Genomic DNA, 12,156 nt, shown 5'->3' with positions numbered 1-12,156 from the left:
GCGATTAGGCTTACACAAACTAGTTATTTATCGCCAAACAGCCGACATAACGATGATTCTTATAATTGAGCACCGTGTTTTTTAATTATGCCCGTCACTGACAATCAAGCTAGTAATAAACAGAAACAAAAAAGCACAGAATAATTACCCTGTGCTTTTCAATAATCTAAGTAACCTTGGTGGCATACTTTTTATATTGAGCCTAGCTACTTACCAATCAGGCGAGTTTTAGCATTAGCTGCCATATAGGCAAATACCGCATAAACTGCCACGTTTTGACGTAACTTTTCCGGATCTATTTTATCCAGCGTATCATCAGCGGTGTGATGGTAATCAAAGTAGTCGCTACCGTCTTGCGATAAACGAAAGACTGGAATGTTAAAAGGGCGAAATGGGATTAAATCTGGACCGCCACGTGCTGAGTTTTTAGCGAGGTACTCAACATCAAGAGATTTCATCATAGCGGCAATATCACTAACCAAGGGCAAGACACTGTCGTGAACATTGGCATCAAATGCCCATATTTTACCGGCACCAAAGTCTGACTCTGCTGCCGCAACTATATTGGCTAGGCTTGCTTTATTCGCTTTAACATAAGCTTTCGCGCCCCATAAGCCAAATTCTTCTGCGGCAAACAATACCACACGAATACTGCGTTTAGGTTTACCTTTTGATACGGCTAGTTTTGCCGCAGCCATCGTTATAGCAACACCGGCGCCATCATCTAATGCGCCTGTGCCGAGATCCCAAGAGTCTAAGTGACCACCAATAAGTACATGCTGTTCAGGGTATTCACTGCCAGTAAATTCAGCAATAACATTATAAGATGTGCCCTCACCCATCGATTTTGCTTGTACCTTAATATTGATAATAACAGGTTTATCTAAAGCAATTAAACGATGTAATTGATCAGCATCGGCATTTGAAATGGCAGTAGTAACAATTTTGGTAACGCCTGCTTTATAATGACTGCCACCCGTATGAGCAAAGCGGTGATTAGCCGTGCTTACTGAGCGCATGACATAACCGACAGCACCTTTTTGTGCTGCGACAACAGCGCCATCTCTACGTGCCTGTACCGCTGGGCCGTAACCATTGCCATCGCGATTACGGTTCATGCGATAATTTATAAAAACAATTTTACCTTTTGCCGCATTGTCCGGCGCATTTTCTAATTCGGCTAAGGATTGAAATTCAATGACTTGTGCTTGAATACCGGCTTTAGGTGTACTTATACTATTACCTAGCGCTGTTATATGAAGTGCTTGCGGTGCTGGGCTAACAATAGCGGCTGACTCTGAGTAGCGAAGCCATTTAGGAAAAGTAGCCGGCTCTGTCCATACTTTGTCAAAACCCATGGCTTTAAACTTGGCTACTGCCCAAGCAACTGCAGCTTTATCTCCTGGGGTACCTGGCATTCTCGGGCCTACTTCGGTGGTTAACGACTCAACTAAACGCCAAGCAAGGTCACTTTCTAAAGCCTGCAACTTTATCTGTTCAACTTGTGCTAATTGTTGCACAGAAAAGTTATCTGATTGCGCATGAGCTTGGCTAATATTAAAGCTTAATGCAGCAAAAAAGAGCCCTGATAACACAGAGATAAAACGATTATTCATAGAGTAAAGCCTACCGGTAGGTGAGTAAATGTTCATCAAAATTTGATTGTTAATTTTATTGCTGAATCGGTTGTTGAGCAACTCCGCTTAGCGTTTTTTCTTTTTCATATACATGACATCACGCGCTATAACCAGTAACTCTGGTGAAATATCGTCAGCACCACTTTTAATTAGCTTGCTGACATCACCCGAGGAAAATAGCGAACCACGCTCAGATTTCACCCCTAATGATCTAACAAAATCTTTAGTTTTACCTGTACTAGCGGTATCAATATACTTAAAGATAACTTGTTCATTAAAGCTTTTCGGCTCTTGCTTTAAGGTGGCAATGGTATTGCTAAGTGCTTTTATTTCTGACTCTAAGGTTACAATTAATTCGGCGGTATCGGTATAAGGTATCATTAAATTATTTAGCTCTTATAGGGGGTAGCTGACAATGCAAAAAGGCATCTAGTTTACCTGGAAGTAAATTAGTATTAACCAGAATGCTTAAAAGCTCATTGTACAGGGAATAAAAGCCAGTAAATAGCGAGATTCCGGCAAGATGTGTTTTATTAATGACTAAAATCGATGATAAAGGAAAGGAATGTGAACAGACAAGGGGGTTTCTCCTGTTTGATCTACTGGTCTTCGATTGAACGCCATTGCCACGTGCACGGATTAAGTAGTTGTGGGCTAAAATATATAGTGGCATGGAGCCAAGCTAACAGCTACCCGTACGTTATTAACGACCCGGTGGTATTTTATTTACTCGCTGTCGCTAGCCCTATTGCCGACTATATCTTAACTTTTCAATGGCAGATGTACTAAGCAGAACCTGCAATTGTGCAGGTCAATAACAGGTTGTCAGCTGAACGTAGTCAAGTGACAACAAGCCTTGTTCAACCTTGATGCTTAATTTTTAAATAATTAACTAACTTAATTGATAAAATATCGATAAACTTGATCATAGGGATTTTTATCCCGTTATAGCTTTAATAAAATATCACCTCATTTACCTAGGAGCACTTAGTGCCAACATCTTTACTTTCACCTTCATCAGAGCCAAAACCAAAGCAAAACATTACCGCACCACTTGCTAAAAAAATCCCCCATACAATGGCAATACATGATCATCAGCGGGTGGATAATTATTATTGGATGCGTGATGACCAGCGTAGTGATGAAGTGATATTGGCACACCTTAAGGATGAAAATAGTTATGCTGATGCTATGTTGGCTGAACAAAAACCGTTACAAGAACAGCTTTTTGAAGAGCTTAAAGCACGTATCGTAAAAGACGATAATACCGTGCCGGCAAAAGATGGTAAGTATTGGTATCACAGTGAAATTAATGGCGAACAAGAGTATTCAAATTATTTCCGCACAACCAGCTTTGCTGGTGACAAAAAAACTCTGTTGTTAGATGTTAATGCGCGAGCCAAAGACCATGAGTTTTATGACTTAGGTGATATATCAATAAGTCCTAATGATCAAATAATGACAATAGCTGAAGACACTGACAGCCGCCGTATTTACACCATTAATTTTAAAGACTTAAACAAGTTAAGCAACGAAACTGACGCACAAGACGCTTATTTAACCGATATTTTACTTGCAACGGAAGGACAGATTGTTTGGGCTAATGACAATCAAACGGTATTTTATGTAAAAAAAGACCTAGAAACCTTGTTAGGTACACAAGTTTATCGCCATAAACTGGGTACGCCACAAGCTGATGATGTTTTGGTGTATGAAGAAGACGATCACAGCTTTTATATGAGTTTAGATAAAAGCAGAGATGAGTCACAAATTTATATTTGCTTACATGCCACTGAATCAACGCATACTTTAACGCTTAGTGCCGATGAGCCTGAGGGCGAGTTTATTGAGCTACTGCCTTATCAAGAACAACACGAATATCACGCTGATAAAATGGGCGAACACTTTTATATTGTCAGCAACTATCAAGCTAAAAACTTTCGCTTAATGAAAGTCGCTGTTGATAAAGTTGATGACATAAGTAACTGGCAAGAAGTGATCCCACACAGAAAAGAGGTGCTACTTGAGGGCATTGAATTATTTCATAACTTCATTGTGGTGACCGAACGTGAAAATGGCCAAATTCGTTTTATTGTGCACACCACAAGAGGTAAAAATTCTGGCCATCAGTATCCATTATCATTTGACGACCCCTGTTATTTTGCTTGCCTTGGCGATAACCCAGAGCCAAATAGTACTACGGCAAGATTATATTATTCAAGCTTAACCACACCCGGCTCTTTATTTGAATTTGACTTAGCTACGGGTGAGCGCACGCTGCTCAAACAGCAAAAAGTATTAGGTGAATTTAACAAAGAAGATTATCAATCAGAGCGGTTATTTATTACTGCCCGTGATGGTGTTGAAGTACCGGTATCCCTTGTTTATCGTAGCGATATGTTTAAAAAGGATGGCACTAACCCGCTTTTACAGTACGGTTATGGTGCGTATGGCATTACCATCGACCCTGACTTTTCCAGTCAAACATTAAGTCTGCTCGACCGAGGTTTTGTTTACGTTATCGCCCATATTCGGGGCTCAGAAATGTTAGGTAGAGAATGGTATGAAACCGGAAAAAAAGAGTTTAAACAAAATACCTTTAATGACTTTATTGATGTCACTAAGGCCTTGGTTGCCCAAGGTTATGGCGCAAAAGATAAAATATTCGCCTCGGGTGGTAGCGCCGGCGGTTTATTAATGGGCGCTGTGGTAAACCAAGCACCTGAGCTGTATCTAGGCATTGGTGCACATGTACCCTTTTTAGATGTGTTAACCACTATGCTCGATGAAACCATACCGCTAACCACCAATGAATATGACGAATGGGGCAACCCGAATGAAGCAGAGGCTTACCATAGTATTTTAGCGTATTCGCCCATTGATAATATCAGTGCGCAACACTACCCCAATATACTGGTTACTACCGGACTGCACGACTCACAAGTGCAGTACTTTGAACCGATGAAGTGGGTAGCAAAAATGCGAGAGCTGAAAACCGATGATAACTTATTGTTATTTAAAACTGATATGGAAGCGGGCCATGGCGGCGCATCAGGACGTTTTAAAAGTTTAAGAGAAAAAGCCTTGGAAATGAGCTTTTTCATCTCATTATTACCCGGTAAAGCTAGCTAAATAAAATTAGCGGAGTAAAGTTAGCGGAGTAATCTGCTAACTTTGTTATTCGCAAGCTTGCTCAGCCATTTATAAAAACTTCATAGTTTTCCCTTTAGGCTCAAAAACTATTTTACCCTCAAAAGTTAACTTATTGCTTTTATTGCCCGCCCGATGCCATCAACGGTTAACGGAAACATTTTGTTGTCAATCAACTCATTGATCAGCCCTATTGAGTGATAATAGGACCATTGCGCTTCAGGTTGCGGATTTAACCAGGCAATTTTACTAAAATGACTGGTAAGTCTATTCATATGGTCAGCGCCAGGTTTTTCATTCCAGTGTTCAACACTGCCGCCTGGGTAGGTGATTTCGTATGGCCCCATAGTGGCATCACCGACAAAAATCACTTTATAATCTGAGCCAAAGGTTCTGATGATTTCTTCAATATCGACAGTTTCGCTGCGACGTCTTTGGTTATCTCGCCACACTTTTTCGTAAACGCAGTTATGAAAATAAAAGAATTCTAAATGTTTAAATTCGCTGTGCGCCGCTGAAAATAACTCTTCGCAAGTCTTAATGTATTCATCCATAGAGCCGCCAATATCAAAGAACATCAATACTTTTACCGCGTTATGACGTATCGGCTCCATGTGTACGTCAAGCATACCGCCATTTTTTGCCGTGGCGTGTATGGTGGTATTAATATCCAGCTTTTCACTGGCGCCAGTACGGGCAAATTTCCTTAACTTTTTCAGCGCTAGTTTGATATTTCTAGAGCCCAATTCACGGTCTTGGTCGAAGTTTTTAAACTCACGTTTGTCCCACACTTTTACCGCACTGTTATTACGGTTTTTATCCTGCCCTACCCTAATACCTTCGGGGTTATAACCATAAGCACCAAAGGGCGATGTGCCACCGGTACCAACCCATTTACTGCCGCCAGCATGACGTTTTTTCTGCTCTTCAAGTCGCTCTTTTAACGCCTTCATTAATTGGTCAAGGCCACCTAACGACTTGAGCTTTTCTTTTTCTTCATCACTTAAGTGTTTTTCAAACTCTTTTCTTAACCAATCTTCCGGTAATAGCTTGTCAAAGATATCAATTTGTTCAATACCTTGGAAATATTCAGCAAAAGCACGATCATACTTATCGTAGTGAATTTCATCTTTAACCATGACTATTTTGGCAAGGTTATAAAAATCATCGACATTAGCAAAAATCACACCTTTTTTTAATACCGCGATTAAATCTAACAGTTCACGCAAACTACAGGGTACTTTGTGCTTTTTTAAGGCGAGGAAAAAATCAATAAACACGGCTAGTTACCTGTTTCTACGGGTCATAAAGGCAAGTCTTTCCATTAAAGAAACGTCTTGCTCATTTTTTAATAAGGCGCCAAATAAAGGAATAATGTCAGATTTTTTATCCATTAAAACCTCTTGGGCAATATCATCAGCCATCAGCAATTTTAACCAATCAATTAATTCGGACGTTGACGGTTTTTTCTTCATGCCCTTTAATTCTCTTAAGTCAAAAAATACGTCTAATGTTTGCTTTAATAAGTCTTGTTTAACATGAGGATGGTGAACGTCGATAATTTGCTGCATTTCAGTTTTTGTTGGAAACTTAATGTAGTGAAAAAAGCAGCGTCTTAAAAAGGCATCAGGTAATTCTTTTTCATTATTTGAAGTGATAATGATAATAGGACGTTGTTTCGCTTTGATAACCTGTTGAGTTTCATAAACAAAAAACTCCATTTTATCAAGCTCTTGTAATAAATCGTTAGGAAATTCAATGTCAGCTTTATCTATTTCATCAATGAGCAATATACAACGTTCGTCTTCTTCGAACGCCTGCCATAACTTGCCTTTAATAATATAGTTACCGATATCATTTACCCGTTCATCGCCAAGTTGACTGTCACGCAAGCGCGATACCGCGTCATATTCGTATAAACCTTGTTGCGCTTTTGTCGTTGATTTGATGTGCCATTGGTACAACTTACAATTGAGTGACTTAGCCAATTCTTCCGCTAATTGTGTTTTACCTGTGCCGGGCTCCCCTTTAATTAATAAAGGTTTTTCTAGGGTGATAGCGGCATTCACGGCTAAGCGAAGATCGTCTGATGCAATGTAATTTTCGGTACTGTTAAACATGGTGTGATTACCTATTAATAATCTATTAAGAGCCTATTTAGCTGACAATTTATTTTGCCTTAGAAAATAAGACCAGCGTCGTTTGTGACCAGTCTTTATTTTCAGGACATTTCTGGGCGAAATGATAACACCATAAATACCCGTAAAAATAGCAAAATAAAACAATCGTTTTAATTAGCTGTTTTTATTTTAGTCACTGGAGAAAATTAAGGGTGACAACGGTACCCCTGGCTAACATTTATTACGGCAACACTTGAGCGGTAAGCCTATATTGCCTACAATAGCGCACTATTTATTTATCACAGGTCACGAACATGAACGACACTACATCGAAACCAGCTTTACCGGATCACCTTTCTGGTAATCCCCGTAGCCCTCACCATGATGAGCAAGTTTTCGAGCACGAAATTGGTATTACGCTTAATGGCAAAGAACGTTTCGATGTTGAGGAATATTGCATCAGTGAAGGTTGGGTAAAAGTGCCGTCTAAAAAAGCGTTAGACCGTCGTGGACAACCGCTTATGATGACAATAAAAGGCACTGTTGAAGCGTTTTATCGTTAAAAACTATCTAAGAATAACCTAAAGATTAGCAATGAAAACCGATTAAACTTTTCTAAAACAGTTTAATCGGTCATTCCTTGGTATTAGTCAGGGTCAGATGAGCTTTATTTACCGGCATGCTGACCCTGTTAAATTAGCTATTGCTTGCGCTTAGCTTTATAAGCTCTGCATCCGCTTTTTCAATCGTGCTAAATCAATGGCATTTGACCTAACCGTAATCTTGATATGATCACTTTCATACTCTTCCTTGGTGACACTCATTTTTGAGCGAATTTCACCTATGATACCGTTAGCAGTGTAAGGGACAATAATCTCTTCTTCAATCATCTCATCCTGGGCAATTGCAACGATATATTTATGCAATTTACTGATATCAGCCGGATCACGAGCCGATGTCATCATGGCTTCAGGAAACTCATCCATCAATGCTTGTTGTTGCTCACTGCTAAGTTGATCTGATTTGTTTAGTATCAGTAATTTTTTACTGTCCTCAACACCGACCTCTTCTAATACGCCGTGCACCACATCGAGTTGCGCACGAAAAGAAGGATCTGAAGCATCTACTACATATAACAATAATGAAGCATCATGTGCTTCTGCTAAGGTTGAATGGAATGAGGCAACTAAATCGTGCGGTAATTTTTTAATAAAACCAACCGTATCTGATACTAAAATACGAGGTTGAGTGATTGGAAATAAGGCCCGTACCGTAGTATCAAGGGTAGCAAAAAGTTTGTTTTCACCTTCGACATCACTACCGGTAATCGCTCGCATCAATGATGACTTACCGGCATTGGTATAACCAACCAAAGCCACACAAAAAAGCTCCGCACGTTGGCTACGCCTGCCCTTCATTTCATCTTGCACACTCACCAACTCACGCTTAAGGTCTGCTAATTGGTCACGAACTTTCCGGCGGTTTAGCTCTAGCGTAGTTTCGCCAGCGCCTTTACCCATTTGACGTTCTTTATCACCACATGATGTCTCACGAAGCCGTGGCGCGACATAATTAAGGCGAGCAATTTCAACTTGTAATTTTGCTGTTTTGGTACGGGCATGGCGACTAAATATTTCAATAATAATGCCGGTACGGTCAAACACCTCTACGCCTAATTGATTCTCGACATTACGCAACTGCGATGGGCTTAAATCACAATCAAATACGACTACATCCGCACAAGCAAACGGCAGGTTGTCCGAGGGAATATCACTAAATGGCGTTTCATCAACTTCTTCTTCCGGTAAAACCTCGCCCGCTTCTACTTCGGTGTTAACTTCACCTTTGTTACCAGTGAGGTGCGCTATTTCAGCCAGTTTCCCTAAACCCAATACATTAATTTTTTTAGTCGAACTCTGCTTTTGCGACTGACTACCAACCACTTTAAAGCCTAACGTCGTCACTAAACGCGCCAGCTCTGCCAGTGATTCAGTTGCCTCATCACCTTTAAAATCCGGTGTGCAAATTGAAATAAGTAAAGCGTTAGTACGTGATGCTTTTGCTGTTAGTTGCATATTTTTATGTATACCATTTTGATTAAGTTGGTATTAGTGCACCTATTAGCCAATTGGTATAAGTGCAAACCTAATTTTTATCGAACGTAATATGATCCTACGCTGTTATAGCCTAGCTTTATAGAGCAATAGCAGACTAATGCAGATTTTATTTTAGTTGCTGCCCAAAAATAAAAAAGCCCATTACTTAGGTAATGGGCTTTCTTAATATAGCAATCGGCTAGTTTTGTACAACAAGCCTTAACAATAACGTAGTCTGCTACTTATACCGCTGTAGAGGTGGCTTTTTTCATATTTGCTTTAATTTCTTTAATATCACAATGATCAAGTAACAATAGTACATCGGCTATAGCGCTTCGAAGTGCAGTACTTTCTTTAAGTGTTTTTTTATTTTGCATATGTGATACAGATTCTCGATTCATCACAGTATCAAGTAATTTTTTCAATACTTCTGCATCATCAATGTCTAAGGGTGCTAGTGACTTAGTTGCTGCGTCATTATAAGCGTTATAAATAAGAGTTAACGCCTGTTGAGATTCTCTTAATCTTTGCATTATTTATTCTTATTAAATTGAATAGTAATTTTAGATTACATCAATAAAACACTTTGTCTATAAGAGATTAACTATATTGATATAACCTTATCTGATGGAGGAATTAGCCACTTGATTTTTTGTGCCGATTTCATGCTACAGACCCTTTAGTTTACCATTACTTAACATGCCTATGTAGTTTACTCAGGAACTCTTTGTAAACGTCATCTTCGAAGTCTCTGATCGAAGATCCATTGCTCTTTATACACTGGGTCCTCGATTAAAACACCACGGGGATGACGATCCTGACCAAGTGCATAGGCATGTTACTTAATGCAAAACGAAAAAACCGCAACGGGTTAAGTTGCGGTTTATTAAAATGTGGCGGGAGGAATGGGACGAGAATAGGCACTGGTTTTATTCAATAAAATTGCCATTAAAGTAATATATTAGAAAAATAACGTTATTAAAATAAAATCTACAGGTAAGGATATATCAGTATCCTTACCTAATATGTTGAGGTGTCAGAAATAATGAGAAACGGTTCTTCTGCCACAAAGGCAACATTAGCAATTGTACCAGTAAAATTATTTTCAATAAAAACTAGAAAATTCTGTTCTCACTGATGATTTTTACTCCAAGGGGAATTATTTATTACTTAACAAGCGATCGCTTTAATACGTTTTTGTCGTATGGTACTTTTTGTGCCTCGGAAAGAATTGCACGCATTTCGATAAGGTGTTCATATCTTAGGCGCATAATCTGTGTTTTTGCCGCCATAAGTTCATCAATCTTGACATCGATATTTTCAAGTTTAACATCATCAAGAATGGTCATTTCATTAAGTTCTTTGAGTGCCTGCACTTCTTGTAGTTTAAAGGGAGCCTGATCAATATGCAGTTTGTGATGCATTTTATCTATTGAGGCTTTTTGGGATGCATCCGGATCCGAAATTTGAGCTGCCAAAAGAGATGTACTGATAAGACAGAACATAATGACGAGTGGAAACAAGCTAGACACTGATCTATTTTCGTACAAATTCATAAGTTTCTCCGGTGAAATTATATACATATTAGACCATGTTTTACATATTATCTTTACGTTCAACCCACCTTAACATTCTGTAAATTCTTTAATACTGATTTTAGGATCGTGCTGCATCGGTTGAACTCAAGGCACAAAGTGGTGCTAATTAATTGTAAAAAAGACTTCACTTTTATGATCACTATCTTAGGGATAGCTGACCTTAGAATATTTTTTCAAAATAAATTGGTTTGTGTAGTGAAGAGGTAAGTATAAAATTTATACTTACCTCCTCCTTCATTATGCAATCAGTTTTTGATTGGTACTATACCGTCATTGACAAAAGATAATAGGTCCTCTGTTGATAACGCACCTAAACCTAATGAAGTTAAGGTTCTTCCTTCCTTATAAAAATCTCTTTTTAAAATGCCACCACACATCTCTATTAAGCGATGACACTCAGGCATAGCAATATTCAATTTATCACCTAATGATGCTAATAAAACCAATCCCATAGGAACATCTTCTGTAATGTAACGATTATCAAAACTATAGGGACCTGGTGGTGATGATAATTTATAACTTTCAAATACATCTCTTGGGTTTTGCGTGAGATCTTCCTCGTTTCTAAATAAACAAGCATCTAGATAAGGAATTTCTTCACATCCTAGTGCATTTAATACCGCCATTTTTTCCGCGTCCAATTTCTCTATCATCAGCCATGCCATGTCTGTCGAAAGTGCGTCTCTGTACATATATGGAACTTCATCAGGATGGTGTTTTGCACAATACTCAAGCATCGGGTACATAACATACATGCCCACTGTGTGAACAATGATATTGGGATTATGTAGTGCTGATTCGAATATATGTTTTCGAACGTTGTTCATTTCAATGTTATAGGCAGGAAATAAACGGGAGGCAATGGCCATGCCTTCAGTAGTTCTTGAAGCTGGAAAAAATGATAGAGAGTTTCTGACATTTTTGAATAAGACTTTTACTGTACCAGGTGAGACTATTCTTGCATCATTAGGGGTTGATTCACCCTCAGCAAAGATTGGATTATTATCGCAAAATTGATGATAAAACAAACTTCCTGCGTATCCTGGGACTAACATGACCAATTGATCATCCTGAAAATACTTTGCAATCCGTTCAGCTAAAGCTTGATGGTATGTAGTTTGAATGAAAATCATCACAACATCTGCTCCCTCAATCGCTTCTTTGGGATCTCGCGTGATCATTTCCAATGGTTGGAAAGTTTTTTCGGCATCAACGGCACTGTCGGTAAAATGGCCATTGTTGGTGTTATTGACGCAATATATTCCTTTATTGCTGACCATTGCTTCAAAGTGCTCATCATGTGTAATACGATTTGATGTCTTCAATAGTCTTACTTTATGTCCAGCCTCGGCAGCCATAAACGCACAAGCAGAACCTGCGTTACCAGCTCCAATTATGGTGATTTTCATTATTCTTCCTTTTAATGATTGATCGTAAGCGTATAGTTAACGACACCTGCCTCTAGCACTTGATCTCATATACATTATCTCCTCACTTAACTTAGGAGATAAGCATGAGAATTTCGCGTAGCCAAGAACAATGGCAAACCATCATT

11 protein-coding genes are annotated in these 12,156 nt (G+C 39.0%); 3 read left to right on the top strand and 8 right to left on the bottom strand.

Annotated elements, in window-relative coordinates:
* Nucleotides 1–206: 206 nt before the first annotated feature.
* Together MTCD1_RS09935 and MTCD1_RS09930 are read right to left on the bottom strand one after the other, a co-directional pair.
* Nucleotides 207–1,616, bottom strand: coding sequence for a M20/M25/M40 family metallo-hydrolase (locus MTCD1_RS09935; protein ID WP_057181031.1), 1,410 nt, complete (start codon nt 1,614–1,616; stop codon nt 207–209).
* An 87-nt stretch (nt 1,617–1,703) separates the two neighbouring features.
* A complete protein-coding gene (locus MTCD1_RS09930) occupies nt 1,704–2,018 on the bottom strand; it encodes a hypothetical protein (protein WP_057181032.1) in 315 nt (104 codons plus the stop codon).
* A 186-nt stretch (nt 2,019–2,204) separates the two neighbouring features.
* On the opposite strand from MTCD1_RS09930, the gene MTCD1_RS20695 reads away from it, so the two are divergent.
* Nucleotides 2,205–2,426, top strand: a complete 222-nt coding sequence (locus MTCD1_RS20695) for a hypothetical protein (protein WP_143760105.1) — start codon at nt 2,205–2,207, stop codon at nt 2,424–2,426.
* Between the two features lie 201 nt (nt 2,427–2,627).
* Nucleotides 2,628–4,769, top strand: coding sequence for a S9 family peptidase (locus tag MTCD1_RS09925; protein ID WP_057181033.1), 2,142 nt, complete (start codon nt 2,628–2,630; stop codon nt 4,767–4,769).
* A 125-nt stretch (nt 4,770–4,894) separates the two neighbouring features.
* Here the strand turns inward: MTCD1_RS09925 and MTCD1_RS09920 are convergent, their stop codons facing one another.
* Both MTCD1_RS09920 and MTCD1_RS09915 read right to left on the bottom strand, forming a co-directional pair.
* The gene (locus tag MTCD1_RS09920; RefSeq protein ID WP_057181034.1) at nt 4,895–6,067 is read right to left on the bottom strand and encodes a vWA domain-containing protein; all 1,173 of its coding nucleotides are present in this window, start codon (nt 6,065–6,067) and stop codon (nt 4,895–4,897) included.
* Nucleotides 6,068–6,073: 6 nt separating this feature from the next.
* A complete protein-coding gene (locus tag MTCD1_RS09915) occupies nt 6,074–6,907 on the bottom strand; it encodes an AAA family ATPase (protein ID WP_057181035.1) in 834 nt (277 codons plus the stop codon).
* A gap of 314 nt (nt 6,908–7,221) precedes the next feature.
* On the opposite strand from MTCD1_RS09915, the gene MTCD1_RS09910 reads away from it, so the two are divergent.
* Nucleotides 7,222–7,470, top strand: coding sequence for a DUF3297 family protein (locus MTCD1_RS09910; protein ID WP_057181036.1), 249 nt, complete (start codon nt 7,222–7,224; stop codon nt 7,468–7,470).
* A gap of 156 nt (nt 7,471–7,626) precedes the next feature.
* Here the strand turns inward: MTCD1_RS09910 and hflX are convergent, their stop codons facing one another.
* From hflX to MTCD1_RS09890, 4 genes are all read right to left on the bottom strand, one after another.
* Complete coding sequence (gene hflX, locus MTCD1_RS09905; RefSeq protein WP_057181037.1) at nt 7,627–8,982, bottom strand: GTPase HflX; 1,356 nt, start codon at nt 8,980–8,982, stop codon at nt 7,627–7,629.
* 263 nt (nt 8,983–9,245) lie between these two features.
* The gene (locus tag MTCD1_RS09900) at nt 9,246–9,536 is read right to left on the bottom strand and encodes a hypothetical protein (RefSeq protein ID WP_057181038.1); all 291 of its coding nucleotides are present in this window, start codon (nt 9,534–9,536) and stop codon (nt 9,246–9,248) included.
* Between the two features lie 633 nt (nt 9,537–10,169).
* A complete protein-coding gene (locus MTCD1_RS09895) occupies nt 10,170–10,559 on the bottom strand; it encodes a hypothetical protein (RefSeq protein ID WP_057181039.1) in 390 nt (129 codons plus the stop codon).
* Nucleotides 10,560–10,846: 287 nt separating this feature from the next.
* Complete coding sequence (locus tag MTCD1_RS09890; protein ID WP_057181040.1) at nt 10,847–12,010, bottom strand: NAD/NADP-dependent octopine/nopaline dehydrogenase family protein; 1,164 nt, start codon at nt 12,008–12,010, stop codon at nt 10,847–10,849.
* Nucleotides 12,011–12,156: the final 146 nt, after the last annotated feature.

The organism is Colwellia marinimaniae, assembly GCF_002207865.1.
Taxonomy (GTDB): domain Bacteria; phylum Pseudomonadota; class Gammaproteobacteria; order Enterobacterales; family Alteromonadaceae; genus Colwellia; species Colwellia marinimaniae.
The sequence above is the reverse complement of the archived record's forward strand: the minus strand, read 5'-3'. Positions and strand labels throughout refer to the sequence as shown.